Genomic DNA, 16,294 nt, shown 5'->3' with positions numbered 1-16,294 from the left:
CGGGCATCAGGAGAGCCTATTACTTCAGGGTCCACGCCATCTGCCAGTGAGAACCTACACCCGGTTCGAACTGGTTCGCGCCGGCAGCGTACTGTACGCAGTAGCCGCTGTAAGGTGCTTTCTTACACTGGTAGGTTTTGCCATCTTTCGGCTGCAGTACCACGGTGCCCGCTTTGTAGGAAGCGATGTTCTGCGGGAAGGTGTAGTCATATTTACCTGTAGTACCGGATGACGCTTCGTTCTCCAGCATCATGTCGATCACGTCCTGCGCGAACATTACGCCATCTTTGTTGGTGGCGAAGTATTTCAGCATGTGGTGACCGGCAGTCACGTCAGTCAGGTTCATGATCACGTCCTGGTTGGCGTTATTCATCTCCTGCTTCAGATAACCTTTTTCTGCACCCGCGTGGTTCATCACACGTGCTTCCAGGTTAACATCGCCTTGGGTGTTCACGTGGAAGGTCACGGTTGCCGCGCCGTTCTTGATTTTGGAGAACTGCACGTTGGTGATAGCGATGTTTTCGTTCACCTGAGCCTGCTGTTCTTCATAGGAGATCGCGACAGATTTCAGGTTGCTGCCATCTTTCACATAGACGTTGTTCGCGCCGTGAACCGGGTTCACCACACCGCTCTCATCTTTAACACCTACGCGGACATCGCTGTGCGCGGCGTTGATTGCCTGCGCCAGGTCATAGGACCACTGGCTTGCCTGACCCTGGGAAGCGGAGGAGATGGTCAGTTCGGTGCGCATGGAAACCACTTCGCCATTAGCATCGAAGAAGCGGGCAATCACTTTATCGCCTGCATTGACGTTATTACCGGCGATCTGGCCGTTCAGGGTTTTCGTCCACTCGGATACCTGAGCCGGGGTTTCGTCAGGGATCACGTTGCCGCCGTTACCGAAATCAACGTCGATAGCCTGGTAGAAGCTGTTAGTGGTATCGGCAATTTCCCATACCGCGTAAATAACCTGGTAGCCGGTACGCTGTGGCACATTACAGGTCATTTGCTGACGCTGAGCTGGTGCCTGGCCATTACCATTTACAGTACAGAATGGTGTGGATTCAAATTGATCGCGGGTCAGCGGTTTATTTGGATTCCAGTCTTGTTTAGTAATATACCAACGCCAGTTGGTGGTTTTATGTGGAGCAGTATGATACCAGGTAAAAGTATTTTTACCGGCAGTAATCGGAGTTTTGGTCCATGCGTTCAGGCTCTGACGATCGAGCTGAGAATACTGCGTAATACCGGCGCTGGCCAGCTGTCCATCCGGCGGCAGCGCGCCAGTTGGGAAGCCAGAGGTGCGTTCAACGCTCTGCGGTTCCCACTGAACAGAACCACAATCAATATTTTTACCGAGCTTACACATATAAGCGCGGCTGGCTGGAGATTCTACATAGCCATGTGCTAAAGCCGATGAAGCAACCGTGAGTGTGGCAAGTGCCAACGCAATTTTAGACAGTTTCATTTTTTATTCCATTAAAAGGGATTAATAATTTTTTGGGCAGGGTCAGTTTCCCCTGGAATAAAAAATTGATCATTTCAATCGGTGATGAAAAATAATGATGAAAATGCTTGAAGTCTATTTATGGCTGTGTATTAACAAAATAAAAAAGGCAGCCTTGGCTGCCTTTTGCATATTAAAATCAACTATTAGCGACGCACGGCAATCGCTTCGATTTCGATCTTCACATCTTTTGGCAGACGCGCCACTTCCACGCATGAGCGCGCCGGGAAGCTGGCGTTATGCTCGGTGAAGAAGGCTTCGTAGGTGGCGTTAACGGTAGCAAAGTCGTTGAGATCTTTTACGAATACGGTTGTCTTAACGATATCGCCCACTTTCAGGCCAGCGGATTCAACGATCGCTTTGACGTTTTCCAGCGACTGACGCGCCTGAGCGGAGACATCTTCTGGCACATCACCGGTTTTTGGGTTCACCGGGATCTGGCCGGAGGTGATGATCATGCTGCCAAGATCAACGCCCTGAACGTAAGGGCCGATAGCTGCAGGTGCATTTTCCGTCGCGAGTACTTTGGTCATGATTTCTCCTGAATGAATACGAAAAGTCCCGGCCATTATAGAAAGCCAGGCATGCATTGCCACCTCAATTAGTTGGCCAGCACCACATTATGTGAAAACTCTTTTTCACAATATTTGCATTTAAGTGCGATATCATTCGCGCGTTTTTTCACTGCAAAACTGGAGTTTACTGGCTCAGCATGGCTGATGCAGTTGCTGTTCGGGCACACCAGCACGCTCTCGATGCGCTCCGGCAGGCTCGGGCGGGATTTGCCCACCACTTCGTAGTCGTCGATGCGGTTAACGGTTGCTTCCGGGGCATACAGGGAGAGCTGGTTAACCTGCTCGTCGGTCAGGAAGGTGTTCTCGATTTTAATCAGGTCTTTGCGGCCCATCTCGCCAGAAGGCAGGTTCAGGCCGATGGTGATGCGCTGGTCGGTTTCGGTCAGTTTGAACAGGGTCAGCAGCTTAAAGCCCACCTGCGCAGGGATGTGGTCAATTACGGTGCCGCGCTTGATGGCTTCGACCTGGAGTTTGTTATCGTGTGTCATTGTCATTTCCCCTTACAGAGCTAAATCGCGATTCAGAACCAGTGCCAGTAACGCCTGACGGGCGAAGATGCCGTTTCCGGCCTGCTGGAAGTACCAGGCGTGCGGCGTTTTATCCACGTCGGTGGTGATCTCATCGATACGCGGCAGCGGGTGCAGCACCTTCATATTGTCGCGTGCGCCTTCAAGGTCGCTGGCGCGCAGGACGAACTGCGCCTTCACGTTGGCGTACTCCGACGGATCCAGACGCTCTTTCTGCACGCGGGTCATATAGAGAATATCCACTTCACCCATCACCTCTTCGATGCTGGCGTGCAGGCTCCACTGAATCTTTTTCTCATCGAGCATATCGAGGATGTACTGCGGCATCGCCAGCGCGTCCGGGGCGATAAAGTAGAAGCGGTTGCCGTTGAATTTCGCCAGCGCCTGGGTCAGGGAGTGGACGGTACGGCCATATTTCAGGTCGCCGACCATGGCGATATTCAGGTTCTCCAGGCGGCCCTGGGTCTCCTGAATGGTGAACAGATCCAGCAGGGTCTGGGTTGGATGCTGGTTGGCGCCGTCACCGGCGTTCAACACCGGAACACCGCCGGAAAACTCGGTCGCCAGGCGGGCTGCCCCCTCCTGCGGGTGACGCATGACGATGGCGTCAACGTAGGTGCTGATGACCGAGATGGTGTCCGCCAGGGTTTCGCCTTTTTTACCGAGCGAGGTGTTGCTGCTGTCGGAGAAGCCCACCACGCTGGCGCCCAGGCGGTGGATAGAGGTCTCAAACGACAGGCGGGTACGGGTGGAGGCTTCGAAGAAGCAGCTGGCGATCACCTTGTGCTTCAGCAGCTCCGGTTGTGGATTGGCTTTCAGTTTTGCCGCGGTTGCCAGAACCAGCTCCAGCTCTTCACGGCTGAGGTCGTTGATGGAAATGATGTGTTTTTGATAAAGCGGATTCATTTTTATCTCCTGACGCCGGGCAAAAAAAAGCCCCTCAAATGAGGGGCTTCTGGAATAGGGATCGCAACGGGAAGAAAAACAGCAGGCCAGCGTCTGCTTTAAGACGCGCTGGGGCACTCTGTCGAACATGTTTGAGCATGCTTCCTCCTGGCAAATTGTGGGGCATTATACGCAGCCTGACCCGCGGATCAAGCGAATAATGCACACTTTACGCAGCGAAAACGGTTGGGCGTGCATGGTTATGCGCAAGTGCAAATCCCGGTCAAAAAGTGGTGGTATGGCAGCTGAAATTCTCGTATAAAAGTTGAAAATGAAACGGTGTTTTATATTGAGGGTTTAAACATGATCGTTGGTAATATTCACAATCTCCAAGCCTGGTTGCCGCAAAAACTGCGTCAGGCGATCGAACACGTTAAAACGCACGTGACCGATGCTACCCCGACCGGTAAACATGACATCGACGGCAACAACCTGTTCTATCTGGTTTCCGAAGATATGACCCAGCCGTTCGCCGAGCGTCGCGCGGAGTACCACGCCCGTTATCTGGACATTCAGATCGTACTGAAAGGCCAGGAAGGGATGACCTTCAGCACCCTGCCAAACGGCACGCCGGACACCGACTGGCTGGCGGATAAAGACATCGCTTTCCTGCCAGAAGGCGAGCAGGAGAAAACCGTGGTGCTGAGCGAAGGCGATTTCGTGGTCTTCTACCCGGGCGAAGTCCACAAACCGCTATGCGCGGTGGGCAACCCGGCGCAGGTGCGCAAAGTGGTTGTGAAGATGCTGGTGGCCTGATGCCTTTCCCTCTCCCGTCGGGAGAGGGAGTTTCATCCTTTCATTCCGTTCTGTGATCAAGCTTAAAAAACCGACACACCCTCGTGTTACCTGATTGTCCTTCGCTTTCTTCGCGTTCTAGTATAAAAGTTAAATAAACGAACGCTGTTCTATAATGTAGAACAAAATGAGTCAGCAAGGAGTTCTCATGCAGCAGACCGTGCAGTTCTCGGGCATTATTCCCCCTGTCTCCACCCTCTTCACCGCCGACGGCAAGCTGGATAAAGCCGGTACCGCCGCGCTTATCGACCATATGATCGACGCCGGGGTCGATGGCCTGTTCTTTTTAGGCAGCGGCGGGGAGTTTTCTCAGCTCAACACCGCAGAGCGCAAAGCGATCGCTGAATTCGCCATCGCCCACGTGAAGGGGCGTGTGCCGGTCCTGATCGGCACCGGAGGCACTAATGCCCGGGAAACCATCGAGCTGAGCCAGCATGCCCAGCAGGCCGGGGCCGACGGCATCGTGGTGATCAATCCCTACTACTGGAAAGTGTCGGAAGCGAACCTGATCCGCTACTTCGAGCAGGTGGCCGATAGCGTTACCCTGCCGGTGATCCTCTATAACTTCCCGGCGCTGACCGGGCAGGATCTGACTCCGCAGTTGGTTAAGACCCTGGTGGACTCCCGGGCTAATATCGTGGGCATTAAAGACACCATCGACTCGGTGGCCCATCTGCGCAGCATGGTCCTCACCGTCAAAGCGGCGCACCCGCAGTTTGTGGTGCTGTGCGGTTACGACGATCACCTCTTCAACACCCTGCTGCTGGGGGGCGACGGGGCGCTCTCCGCCAGCGGTAACTTTGCCCCGCAGGTGTCAGTCAACCTGTTGCAGGCTTTCCGCGACGGCGACCTGGCCCGGGCGGCGCAGTATCATCAGACCCTGCTGCAAATCCCGCAGATGTATCAGCTGGATACACCGTTTGTGAACGTCATCAAAGAGGCGATCTCCCTGTGCGTGCGCCCGGTCTCCACCCAAGTGCTGCCGCCTGCCGGGCCGCTGGATGACGCGCGCAAGGCGCAGCTGAAAACGCTGCTGCAACAGCTCAAGCTCTGCTGAACCGGAAGGTCACGATGTCGATAGAAACCATTTTTACCCCGCAGGATGATGCCTTCTATTCGGTGATCACCCACGCGGCGGGGCCACAGGGGGCGCTGCCCCTGACCCCGCAGATGCTGATGGAATCCCCCAGCGGCAATCTGTTTGGCATGACGCAGAACGCCGGGATGGGCTGGGATGCCAACAAACTCACCGGCAAAGAGGTGCTGATTATCGGCACCCAGGGCGGGATCCGCGCGGGAGATGGCCGCCCGGTGGCGCTGGGTTACCACACCGGTCACTGGGAGATTGGCCTGCAGATGCAGGCGGCGGCAAAAGAGATCACCCGCAACGGCGGGATCCCCTTTGCCGCCTTTGTCAGCGATCCCTGCGATGGCCGTTCTCAGGGCACCCACGGCATGTTTGACTCTTTGCCGTACCGCAACGATGCGGCCATCGTGTTTCGTCGCCTTATCCGCTCCCTGCCCACGCGCCGGGCGGTGATTGGCGTCGCCACCTGCGATAAAGGGCTGCCTGCCACCATGATCGCCCTGGCCGCGATGCATACTCTGCCGACCATTCTGGTGCCGGGCGGGGCCACGCTGCCGCCAACCTTTGGCGAAGATGCCGGTAAGGTGCAGACCATCGGGGCGCGTTACGCCAACCATGAACTCTCGTTGCAGGAGGCCGCCGAGCTGGGCTGCCGCGCCTGCGCCACTCCGGGCGGCGGCTGCCAGTTCCTCGGCACCGCAGGCACCTCGCAGGTGGTGGCGGAAGCCTTAGGTCTCGCGCTGCCCCATTCGGCGCTGGCCCCGTCAGGGCAGGACGTATGGCTGGAGATCTCCCGTCAGTCCGCGCGGGCGGTGATTGAGCTGGATAACCGCGGCATCACCACCCGCGATATCCTCACCGATAAAGCCATTGAGAATGCGATGGTGATCCATGCCGCGTTCGGCGGCTCCACTAACCTGCTGCTGCACATCCCCGCCATTGCCCATGCGGCGGGCTGCACTATTCCGGACGTGGAGCACTGGACGCGGATCAACCGCAAGGTGCCGCGGCTGGTGAGCGTATTGCCGAACGGGCCGGATTACCACCCAACGGTGCGGGCCTTCCTCGCGGGCGGCGTGCCGGAAGTGATGCTCCATCTGCGCGATCTCGGTCTGCTGCATCTGGATGCCATGACCGTCACCGGCCAGACGGTAGGGGAAAACCTCGACTGGTGGCAGGGCTCTGAACGGCGGGAACGCTTCCGTCAGTGCCTGCGCGAGCAGGACGGCGTCGATCCGGATGATGTGATCCTGCCGCCGGAGCGCGCAAACGCCCGCGGGCTCACCTCCACGGTGGCCTTCCCGGTGGGCAACATCGCCCCGGAGGGATCGGTGATCAAGGCCACGGCCATCGACCCGTCGGTGGTGGGTGAGGATGGTGTTTACCGTCATACCGGCCGGGCGCGGGTGTTCGTCTCGGAAGCCCGGGCGATCAAGGCGATCAAAAGCGGCGAGATCGCCCAGGGCGACATCATGGTGGTGATCGGCGGCGGGCCGTCCGGCACCGGCATGGAGGAGACCTACCAGCTCACCTCGGCGCTGAAGCATGTTTCCTGGGGTAAAACGGTCTCGCTGATCACCGATGCCCGCTTCTCTGGCGTCTCCACCGGGGCCTGTTTTGGCCATGTGGCCCCCGAGGCGCTGGCCGGAGGGCCGATTGGTAAGCTGCGCGATAACGACATCATCGAGATTGTGGTGGACCGCCTTACCCTGACCGGCAGCGTGAACTTTATCGGCACGCCACTGGCGCCGCTCACTCCGGAAGAGGGCGCCATTGAACTGGCACGTCGCCAGCCGCATCCGGACCTGCATGCCCATGAATTTTTACCCGACGATACGCGTCTGTGGGCGGCATTACAGTCGGTGAGCGGCGGCACCTGGAAAGGGTGTATTTACGACACGGATAAAATTATCGAGGTTATTAACGCCGGTAAAAAAGCGCTCGGTCTTTAATTATATTTATTGCTTTTGTCGTCTACGGAAAATATTCCGTGGGCGGCTTTTCCATGCCTGCCATTTATTTATTTTTACGCTTTTAAAACAGCAATTTGATATATATCGAGCAGTGTCACAAAAGCAAAATAACGTAATTCAGAAATAAGATATGGCCATTGCTGATAAATTAATCAGCTTATTACACTCTATTAACACGTTATTGTGAATTCAGCACACTAAATAAGGGTGTATTTCTGATGATGCCATTAACCATGAAAGATAAAATTGGCTACGGGCTGGGTGACACCGCCTGCGGCTTCGTCTGGCAGGCGACCATGTTCCTGCTGGCCTATTTCTACACCGATGTGTTTGGTTTATCCGCCGGGATTATGGGCACGCTGTTTTTAGTCTCCCGCGTGCTGGATGCGGTAACCGACCCGCTGATGGGGCTGCTGGTGGACCGTACCCGCACCCGTTACGGCCAGTTCCGCCCGTTCCTGCTGTGGGGCGCAATCCCGTTTGGCCTCGTCTGCATGCTCACCTTCTACACGCCGGACTTCTCGGCCAACGGCAAAGTGATTTACGCCTGCGTCACCTATATCCTGTTGACCCTGGTCTACACCTTCGTCAACGTGCCCTATTGCGCCATGCCGGGGGTGATCACCGCCGATCCGAAGGAGCGCCATGCCATGCAGTCCTGGCGTTTCTTCCTCGCCGCGGCGGGATCGCTGGCGATCAGCGGCATTGCCCTGCCGCTGGTGGGGATCATCGGGAAAGGCAACGAGCAACTGGGTTACTTCGGCGCGATGTGCGTGCTGGGGCTTTGCGGCGTGGTGCTGCTGTTCGTCTGCTTCTTCACCACCAAAGAGCGCTACACCTTTGAGGTGCAGCCGGGATCGTCGGTGGCGAAAGATCTGAAGCTGCTGCTGGGCAACAGCCAGTGGCGGATCATGTGCGCTTTCAAAATGATGGCCACCTGTTCCAACGTGGTGCGCGGCGGGGCGACGCTCTACTTTGTGAAATATGTGATGGATCATCCGGAGCTGGCGACCCAGTTCCTGCTCTACGGCAGCATCGCCACCATGTTTGGCTCGCTCTGTTCTTCCCGTCTGCTGGGCCGTTTCGACCGGGTTAAGGCCTTCAAGTGGATCATCGTCGCTTACTCTCTGATCAGCCTGCTGATCTTCTTCACCCCGGCCGAGTATATCGCTTTGATCTTTGCCCTCAACATCGTGTTCCTGTTCGTCTTTAACACCACCACGCCGCTGCAGTGGCTGATGGCCTCCGACGTGGTGGATTACGAAGAGAGCCGCAGCGGCCGCCGTCTGGACGGGCTGGTGTTCTCCACTTACCTGTTCAGCCTGAAGATCGGCCTGGCGATTGGCGGCGCGGTGGTGGGCTGGATCCTGGCGTACGTGAACTACTCCGCCAGCAGCAGCGTGCAGCCGGTAGAGGTGCTCACCACCATCAAAATTCTGTTCTGCGTGGTGCCGGTGGCGCTCTACGTGGGCATGTTCACCATGCTGTCGTTTTACAAACTCACCGATGCGCGGGTGGAGGCCATCAGCCAGCAGTTACTCAAGCATCGCGCGGCGCAGGGCGAAGCCATTCCCGCCGCGGCAACGGCAGCATCTCATTAAGGAGGAGGCACTATGTACACCATTACCAACCCGATTCTGACCGGCTTTAACCCCGACCCGTCGATGTGTCGCCAGGGCGAGGATTACTACATCGCTACCTCTACCTTCGAGTGGTTCCCGGGTGTGCGTATTTACCACTCCCGGGATCTGAAGAACTGGCGGCTGGTAAGCACCCCGCTGGATCGCGTGTCGATGCTGGACATGAAGGGCAACCCGGACTCCGGCGGCATCTGGGCGCCGTGCCTGAGCTACGCCGACGGGCAGTTCTGGCTGCTCTATACCGATGTGAAGATTGTCGACTCCCCGTGGAAAAACGGGCGCAACTTCCTGGTCACCGCCCCCTCCATCGAGGGGCCGTGGAGCGAGCCGATCCCGATGGGCAACGGCGGGTTTGATCCCTCCCTGTTCCACGATGACGATGGCCGCAAATACTACATCTACCGCCCGTGGGGGCCGCGCCACCACAGCAACCCGCATAACACCATCGTGATGCAGGAGTACGATCCGCAGACCTGCACGCTGTCGCCGGAGCGCAAAACCCTCTTCACCGGCACGCCGCTCTGCTACACCGAAGGGGCGCATATCTACCGTAAGGATGGCTGGTACTATCTGGTGGTCGCCGAAGGCGGCACCAGCTATGAGCACGCGGTGGTGGTGCTGCGCTCAAAAACCATCGACGGGCCCTACGAGCTACACCCGGAAGTGACGATGATGACCAGCTGGCACCTGCCGGAGAACCCGCTGCAAAAAAGCGGCCACGGCTCGCTGCTTCAGACCCACACCGGAGAGTGGTACATGGCTTATCTCACCAGCCGCCCGCAGCGGCTGCCGGGTATTCCGCTGCTGGGCTCCGGCGGGCGCGGATACTGCTCCCTGGGGCGTGAGACGGGGATCGCGCGCATTGAATGGCGCGACGGCTGGCCGTACGTGGAAGGCGGTAAGCATGCCCAACTGACGGTGCCTGGCCCGCAGATGACCGAAAGCCCCGCCGTGGCGCAGACCAACTGGCGAGACGATTTCGACGGCGAGCGCCTCGACCCGGAGCTGCAAACCCTGCGCATTCCGTTCGACGACTCCCTCGGCTCCCTGCGGGCCCGTAAAGGCTTTTTACGCCTGTACGGCAACGACTCGCTGAACTCGACCTTCACCCAGTCCACCGTGGCGCGCCGCTGGCAGCACTTCACCTTCCGGGCGGAAACGCGGATGGAGTTTGCCCCGCGTCACTTCCAGCAGAGTGCGGGGCTGGCCTGCTACTACAACAGCAAAAACTGGAGCTACTGCTTTGTGGACTATGAGGAGGGGCAGGGCAGAACCCTCAAGGTGATCCAGCTCGACCACAACGTGCCCTCATGGCCGCTGCACGAGCAGCCCATCCCGGTGCCGGAGAGCGCAGAGAGCATCTGGCTGCGGGTGGATGTCGATCGCCTGGTCTACCGCTACAGCTACTCCTTTGACGGGGAGCAGTGGCACACCGTGCCGGTGACGTACGAGGCGTGGAAGCTATCGGATGACTATATCGGCGGGCGGGGCTTCTTTACCGGCGCGTTTGTCGGGCTGCACTGCGAGGATATCAGCGGTGACGGCTGTCACGCCGACTTCGACTACTTCACTTACGAGCCGGTATAACGGCTCAGGCCGGGTAGCCCAGCGCGCGTGAGAGCTGGCGCCCGGCCTCCTGCAACTGTTCGCGGAAGCGGGCCAGCTCCTCGTCGTCTACCCGGGAGGTTAAGGTGGAGAGGCTCAGGGCGGCAATGACCCGGGATTCGTGGTTACGCACCGGGACCGATACGCAGCGCACACCTTGCTCGTTCTCTTCGCTGTCGAGGGCATAGCCCTGCTCGCGGGTCTGCGCCAGCGCGGCCAGCAGCGCCTCGCGGGAGGCCAGGGTCGCCGGGGTAAAGGTGGTGTAGTGATAGCCTTCCAGCAGGGTATTCAACTCGGCCTCGCTCAGCCAGGCGATCAGCACTTTGCCGATGGCGGTGGCATGCACCGGCAGGCGACGGCCAATGCGCGAGTAGGCGATGGCCGCCAGTTTGCCTTCGATCTTCTCGATATAGACCCCTTCGCGCCCGTCCAGAATGCCCAGATGGGTGGTCTGCCCCGTTCGCTCCGACAACGCGGTCAGGAAGTGCTTCGCTTTCTGGCGGATATCCATAGTGCTCACCACAAAGTGACCGCGCTCGACCAGCTTCATGCCGGGGCGATATTTACCGTTCTCCGGGTTCTGATCGATATAGCCGTGCAGTTGCAGGGTTTTGAGGAGCGAGTGGAGCGTGCTTTTGCTCAGGCCCATCTGTTTACTGATGTCGGTGATTTTAAGTTCCGTCGCCTGTTCGTTAAACAGATCGAGGATCTGTAAGGCACGTTCAACAGATTGAATAATAGGCATAAGATCGGGACATCCGCGCTGGAATCAGGGCCAAAACGTACCCTGTTTACGCTGAAAAATCAATCGATGCGGGAGGCAGGTTCTTTACGCCGGGTCATATTCATGCTGCTGTAATTTGACTTAAGTAAACTTTGAGGCTTATTACCCCTGATTGAAAGGATAGGCTGTACCTATTACCACATTTTGATTGTTCTTTTACACTTATTTACCGTATGGCTTTTCGCTTTCTGCATGCTCGTTTAAAAGGTATTTTGATGACCGCTTCTAAAACATGGATCACTTTAGGTACTATTGCCAGTCCGGCCACAGGAACATTATTTTCAAAAGTTCTTACTCAGCATAATCATAAATATATTCTGTGGTATAACAGCGAGCAGCTTTTTAAACCGGGCGATGAAATAAAGGTGATTTATAACCGTTTATTCGTGAACGACGAGCTACGCGATATCAATATCCTGCAAATCGATAAATACAGCCACACCCTGTGGCGCGTGATGCACAACATGTCCAGATGCCCCGGCCATCGCGATCCGGAGAGCAAACAGTGCGATGCTCCGGTAAAATGTATTTTTAAAAAGTGCCCCTACGGTAAGGTGCGGGTAACAGCAAATTAATATCCCGAACGGATAATATGAAAAGCAGGAGGGCCAAAACCCTCCCGTTATTTAAACGCAACCGTTATTCACCCAGGGTCGCGACCATTACCGCTTTAATGGTGTGCATCCGGTTCTCTGCCTGGTCAAATACAATACTTGCCGCCGATTCAAATACCTCGTCCGTCACTTCCATTCCGCCATGCAGATCGAACTCTTTCGCCATCTGCTGACCCAGCGTGGTCTGGTCATCGTGGAACGCCGGCAGACAGTGCAGGAACTTCACATTCGGGTTACCCGTCAGCGCCATCATCTGCGCATTCACCTGATAGCCACGCAGCAGGGCGATACGCTCGGCCCACTTCTCTTTGGCTTCGCCCATCGACACCCAGACGTCGGTGTAGATAAAGTCCGCGCCCTTCACGCCCGCCGCGACATCTTCGGTGAGGGTGATTTTGCCGCCGTTCTTTTCTGCCAGCGCGCTGCACTCCGCCACCAGGCGCTCTTCCGGCCAGCAGGCTTTGGGTGCCACCAGACGCAGATCCAGCCCGGTCAGCGCGGCTGCTTCCAGCATCGAGTTACCCATGTTGTTACGCGCATCGCCGGTATAGACCAGCACCATCTCGTTGAACGCCTTGCCCGGCAGATGCTCCTGCATGGTGAGCAGGTCCGCCAGCAGCTGGGTGGGATGGAACTCGTTGGTCAGCCCGTTCCACACCGGCACCCCGGCAAATTCCGCCAGGGTTTCGACAACCTCCTGGCCGTGGCCGCGATACTGAATGCCGTCGTACATCCGGCCCAGCACCCGCGCGGTATCTTTAATTGATTCTTTATGCCCAATCTGGCTGCCGCTCGGCCCGAGATAGGTCACGCGTGCGCCCTGGTCAAATGCGGCAACTTCGAAAGAGCATCGGGTACGGGTTGAGTCTTTTTCGAAGATGAGCGCGATGTTTTTGCCAGTAAGTTTCTGTACTTCAGTCCCTTTTTTCTTATCGGACTTTAACTGTGCTGACAGGGCAAGCAGAGAGGTGAGCTGTGCAGGGGTAAAATCGAGCAATTTCAGGAAATGTTTTTTATACAGTTCAGACATTTTATCCTCACATGGCAAAGGCCACTTATTGAATTAAAATTCACTTTATCTGTATCAATATGCACATGCAACCCCGTTGCACAAATCTTTCTTACAAAGGTGGAGGCAAACACATCCGTGTGTGAAAATAGAAGTATCTGCCGCACTTTAAAGAGGAACGAGCCATGGCAAACCCAGAACTGCTGGAAGAACAGCGCGAAGAGACGCGACTGATTATTGAAGAACTGCTGGAAGACGGCAGCGATCCGGATGCGCTCTACACCATCGAGCACCATTTCTCTGCGGATGATTTCGAAGCGCTGGAGAAACTGGCGGTGGAAGCGTTCCGTCTGGGTTATGAAGTGACCGAGCCGGAAGAGCTGGAAGTGGAAGAGGGCGACACCGTCATCTGCTGCGATATCCTGAGCGAAGGTGCGCTGAAGGCAGAGCTGATCGACGCCCAGGTTGAACAGCTGATGAACCTGGCCGAGAAGTTTGAAGTGGAATACGACGGCTGGGGCACCTACTTCGAAGATCCGAACGGCGAAGAGGGTGACGAAGACGACGAAGATTTCATCGACGAAGATGACGACGGCGTGCGTCACTAATTGATTCAATACACGAGTCATTCGCGTTGCATCGAGGCGGCAACTGAGTAAATCCCCAGGAGCTTACATAAGTAAGTGACTGGGGTGAACGAAGGCAGCCAACGAAGAGGCAGCGTGAAGGGCGACGTGTATTTGCGGCAGCTTCGGCTGTCGCTTCAGGAAAGATAATGGACTACCCGCAGATACTTGCCCCTGTTTTAAACTTCCTCCAGTGCCCGACCCCGCAAGCATGGATTGATCAAGCCCGCGACCCGGCCAACCTGCCGCTGCTGCTCACCGACCATATGGTGTGCGAGCTCAAAGCCGCTCAGACCGCGCTGTTATTAGTGCGTAAATACGTCGCCGACGAGAGCGGGGCCGACGCGCTGCTCGAGTGGCTCAAGCCCTACGAAGCCTTTACCTTCCGCGAAGGCCCGGAACCAGACTTTGTCGCCCTGCACAAGCAGATTGGCAAAAGCGTGATGCCCAAAACCGACGATCCCTGGGGCCAGGCGCTCATCGACAGCATGGTGCTGCTGATTAAAGAGGAGCTGCACCACTTCTGGCAGGTGCGGGAGGCGATGCTGACCCGCAACATCCCCTACGTCAAAATTACCGCCAGCCGCTACGCCAAAGGGATGCTGAAAGCCGTGCGCACCCACGAGCCGCTGACGCTGATCGACAAGCTCATCTGCGGCGCCTATATCGAAGCCCGCTCCTGCGAACGCTTCGCCGCGCTGGCACCCTTCCTCGACGAGGAATTGCAGAAGTTTTACCTGTCGCTGCTGCGCTCTGAGGCGCGGCATTATCAGGACTATCTGACCCTTGCCCAACAGGTCAGCGACGAGGATATCTCTTCCCGGATACAGCTTTTTGGTGAAATTGAAGCCACACTTATCTCAACACCGGATAACGAGTTTCGCTTCCATAGCGGCGTGCCGGTGTAAATCGGCATAGCTAAAGGATTAAGGATGCGTAACGATGAGAAGAGCGTGGACACCTATAGTCGCAGTGGCAGTTATCTCCGCAGCAGTAGCCTTCTGGGTTTATTACGACAAGCAACGCCTGCAAAACACCCCCGATCACCGGCTTGATACTACCCTCAACGCCATGCCCTCCTGGCAGGTGCTGAAAGAGCAGGACCCCAGGTTTGTGACACGTATTCGCGAGCAGATCCTCACTATGCAAAAAGCGGGCGATTCTGAGCAGGACATTATCGACGTGGTCCAGCCGCAGATCCTTAGCCTGCAGATGTCGCGCCTGCAATATGCCCCCGACGCGAATGCGGTGGCGTATATGAAGATCAACATGGAGCAGACCGCCGCCATTCAGAAGGTGAGTGACGACGCCTGTTTTCGTTTTCTGTTTCCGGGCGTGAAGGGGGGCGTCAACCCGATGCGGGTGCTGGATAAAGATATGATGCAGCGCCGCATGCAGGCCGACGCTGAGATGATGCGCGCGGGCTGGAGTAACGATCGTCACACCGTGACCCCGGAAGAACATGCTGCCGCGGTAGAGGATGTGCGCCCGATTATGCAGGAACTCACGGTTCAGTACGGCAAGGATATCCAGCTGCTGGTGATGCCGGAGAACGCGGTGGGTAAAGAGAAGCTCACCTGCGAGATGGTGCAGGCGATGTGGGGCAAGGTGCTGAAGCTGCCGGAGCAGAAGGCGGCGAGGGTGATTCGGATGGCGGTAACGGAACTGGATTGACTTGGGCGCTGGTTTTTTGGGCACTTAACGCGGTTTAGCGCGTCGCTGCTTGCATGGCGGCGTGCGACAGGTATAATCCACAACGTTTCCGCATCCCCTTCAGTGCCGAAGTGGCGAAATCGGTAGACGCAGTTGATTCAAAATCAACCGTAGAAATACGTGCCGGTTCGAGTCCGGCCTTCGGCACCAAAAGATGCAAAATTAAGTCGCTTAAGGGCGGCTTTTTTTGTGTCTGGAATCTTTGCCATAAAAGGCCTTCGTAATTTTCCTTTAAATATAAGTCAATCTTAGTCGACCCATATCAAGTGTTCGCGAGTATATATGCTAGTTCGATAACGGTTCTATAATCACGGTTGCAAATGGAAGAAGTACTTTTATGGCTCTGCCAGATATCAAAATGCGTTATGCAAAACCTTAGAAATAGGAATATACGCTTGTCGATGGGTATAGCATGTTTCGCTCATTCACCCTAACGTTCAATTTACAGGCGGCTTCGCTTTGGCAGTAAGTAGAATCTTTAGAGTGTATGGTGTTTATCCTAAGAAGATACTAACCAGAAGAGGAAAGAGGCCTGAGAATTTGATGATGCTGAAATAGTTCCTCTAGAAAACATAAAGTACTCTAAAAGAAGGGCAGATGAAACAGACTATTAAATTGGAGTAGGTTGCAAGAAAATGGTATGCCGAAAATAAGAGGTTGTCGGAGGAATAGTGTGATAAGCATTTTAGCTCTGAACATTCGCGGCTATAACGCCAATAAAATTTGCAGAAACCACTCGTCGATTTGTTGGCCCTCCTTATTTTTTGTAACAAACAATAGATATCATGCGTTATTTTTTAAAAACACTTAGTAATCTATTCGGATAATATTTTTGGAAGATATATAAGTCATTACTATTAATAGTAATGACTTTAGGTATTATTATATAAAAAG

General features: G+C 55.8%; 17 protein-coding genes and 1 tRNA gene. 10 read left to right on the top strand and 8 right to left on the bottom strand.

What is annotated here, in order from left to right:
• Nucleotides 1–19: 19 nt before the first annotated feature.
• From gbpA to DVA43_RS15295, 5 genes are all read right to left on the bottom strand, one after another.
• Nucleotides 20–1,468: an N-acetylglucosamine-binding protein GbpA gene (gene gbpA / locus DVA43_RS15315; protein WP_114316046.1), complete on the bottom strand. Its 1,449-nt coding sequence runs from the start codon at nucleotides 1,466–1,468 to the stop codon at nucleotides 20–22.
• 185 nt (nucleotides 1,469–1,653) lie between these two features.
• Nucleotides 1,654–2,040, bottom strand: coding sequence for a 2-iminobutanoate/2-iminopropanoate deaminase (gene ridA / locus DVA43_RS15310; RefSeq protein WP_103823057.1), 387 nt, complete (start codon nucleotides 2,038–2,040; stop codon nucleotides 1,654–1,656).
• 68 nt (nucleotides 2,041–2,108) lie between these two features.
• A complete protein-coding gene (gene pyrI / locus DVA43_RS15305; protein ID WP_103823058.1) occupies nucleotides 2,109–2,570 on the bottom strand; it encodes an aspartate carbamoyltransferase regulatory subunit in 462 nt (153 codons plus the stop codon).
• Nucleotides 2,571–2,582: 12 nt separating this feature from the next.
• A complete protein-coding gene (gene pyrB, locus DVA43_RS15300; protein WP_114316045.1) occupies nucleotides 2,583–3,515 on the bottom strand; it encodes an aspartate carbamoyltransferase in 933 nt (310 codons plus the stop codon).
• Nucleotides 3,516–3,549: 34 nt separating this feature from the next.
• Nucleotides 3,550–3,654 (bottom strand): pyrBI operon leader peptide, encoded by a 105-nt coding sequence (locus DVA43_RS15295; RefSeq protein WP_103178041.1) that lies wholly within the window; start codon nucleotides 3,652–3,654, stop codon nucleotides 3,550–3,552.
• Between the two features lie 203 nt (nucleotides 3,655–3,857).
• On the opposite strand from DVA43_RS15295, the gene DVA43_RS15290 reads away from it, so the two are divergent.
• The 5 genes from DVA43_RS15290 (at nucleotide 3,858) to DVA43_RS15270 (ending at nucleotide 10,636) form a co-directional block, all read left to right on the top strand.
• Nucleotides 3,858–4,310, top strand: a complete 453-nt coding sequence (locus DVA43_RS15290; protein ID WP_114316044.1) for a YhcH/YjgK/YiaL family protein — start codon at nucleotides 3,858–3,860, stop codon at nucleotides 4,308–4,310.
• A gap of 187 nt (nucleotides 4,311–4,497) precedes the next feature.
• The gene (locus DVA43_RS15285) at nucleotides 4,498–5,406 is read left to right on the top strand and encodes a dihydrodipicolinate synthase family protein (RefSeq protein WP_114316043.1); all 909 of its coding nucleotides are present in this window, start codon (nucleotides 4,498–4,500) and stop codon (nucleotides 5,404–5,406) included.
• Nucleotides 5,407–5,420: 14 nt separating this feature from the next.
• Nucleotides 5,421–7,388, top strand: a complete 1,968-nt coding sequence (gene yagF, locus DVA43_RS15280; RefSeq protein ID WP_114316042.1) for a xylonate dehydratase YagF — start codon at nucleotides 5,421–5,423, stop codon at nucleotides 7,386–7,388.
• Nucleotides 7,389–7,627: 239 nt separating this feature from the next.
• Nucleotides 7,628–9,010, top strand: coding sequence for an MFS transporter (locus DVA43_RS15275; RefSeq protein WP_114316041.1), 1,383 nt, complete (start codon nucleotides 7,628–7,630; stop codon nucleotides 9,008–9,010).
• A 12-nt stretch (nucleotides 9,011–9,022) separates the two neighbouring features.
• The gene (locus tag DVA43_RS15270) at nucleotides 9,023–10,636 is read left to right on the top strand and encodes a glycoside hydrolase family 43 protein (protein WP_114316040.1); all 1,614 of its coding nucleotides are present in this window, start codon (nucleotides 9,023–9,025) and stop codon (nucleotides 10,634–10,636) included.
• Between the two features lie 4 nt (nucleotides 10,637–10,640).
• On the opposite strand, the gene DVA43_RS15265 is transcribed toward DVA43_RS15270, so the two are convergent.
• Nucleotides 10,641–11,399, bottom strand: a complete 759-nt coding sequence (locus DVA43_RS15265; protein ID WP_114316039.1) for an IclR family transcriptional regulator — start codon at nucleotides 11,397–11,399, stop codon at nucleotides 10,641–10,643.
• 254 nt (nucleotides 11,400–11,653) lie between these two features.
• Between DVA43_RS15265 and DVA43_RS15260 the strand changes: the two genes are divergently transcribed.
• Nucleotides 11,654–12,013 carry a hypothetical protein gene (locus DVA43_RS15260; RefSeq protein WP_114316038.1) on the top strand — a complete coding sequence of 120 codons (360 nt, stop codon included), beginning with the start codon at nucleotides 11,654–11,656 and terminating at the stop codon, nucleotides 12,011–12,013.
• Nucleotides 12,014–12,077: 64 nt separating this feature from the next.
• On the opposite strand, the gene argF is transcribed toward DVA43_RS15260, so the two are convergent.
• Nucleotides 12,078–13,082 carry an ornithine carbamoyltransferase gene (gene argF, locus DVA43_RS15255; RefSeq protein ID WP_114316037.1) on the bottom strand — a complete coding sequence of 335 codons (1,005 nt, stop codon included), beginning with the start codon at nucleotides 13,080–13,082 and terminating at the stop codon, nucleotides 12,078–12,080.
• The gene (locus DVA43_RS25360) at nucleotides 13,052–13,357 is read right to left on the bottom strand and encodes a hypothetical protein (RefSeq protein WP_371413825.1); all 306 of its coding nucleotides are present in this window, start codon (nucleotides 13,355–13,357) and stop codon (nucleotides 13,052–13,054) included. Before DVA43_RS25360 ends, argF begins: the two co-directional genes overlap by 31 nt.
• Between DVA43_RS25360 and rraB the strand changes: the two genes are divergently transcribed.
• The 4 genes from rraB (at nucleotide 13,247) to DVA43_RS15235 (ending at nucleotide 15,550) form a co-directional block, all read left to right on the top strand.
• On the top strand, nucleotides 13,247–13,669 hold the full coding sequence (gene rraB, locus DVA43_RS15250) for a ribonuclease E inhibitor RraB (RefSeq protein WP_103178050.1): 423 nt from the start codon (nucleotides 13,247–13,249) through the stop codon (nucleotides 13,667–13,669). The two genes, DVA43_RS25360 and rraB, sit on opposite strands and share 111 nt — an antisense overlap.
• A gap of 167 nt (nucleotides 13,670–13,836) precedes the next feature.
• Complete coding sequence (gene miaE / locus DVA43_RS15245) at nucleotides 13,837–14,595, top strand: tRNA isopentenyl-2-thiomethyl-A-37 hydroxylase MiaE (protein ID WP_114316036.1); 759 nt, start codon at nucleotides 13,837–13,839, stop codon at nucleotides 14,593–14,595.
• A 34-nt stretch (nucleotides 14,596–14,629) separates the two neighbouring features.
• A complete protein-coding gene (locus DVA43_RS15240) occupies nucleotides 14,630–15,361 on the top strand; it encodes a topoisomerase II (protein WP_114316035.1) in 732 nt (243 codons plus the stop codon).
• 104 nt (nucleotides 15,362–15,465) lie between these two features.
• A tRNA-Leu gene (locus DVA43_RS15235) sits at nucleotides 15,466–15,550 on the top strand.
• The last annotated feature ends 744 nt before the right edge of the window (nucleotides 15,551–16,294 follow it).

It is taken from the genome of Leclercia sp. W6 (genome assembly GCF_003336345.1).
Taxonomy (GTDB): Bacteria; Pseudomonadota; Gammaproteobacteria; order Enterobacterales; family Enterobacteriaceae; genus Enterobacter.
This window is presented reverse-complemented; position numbering and strand designations above follow the sequence as displayed.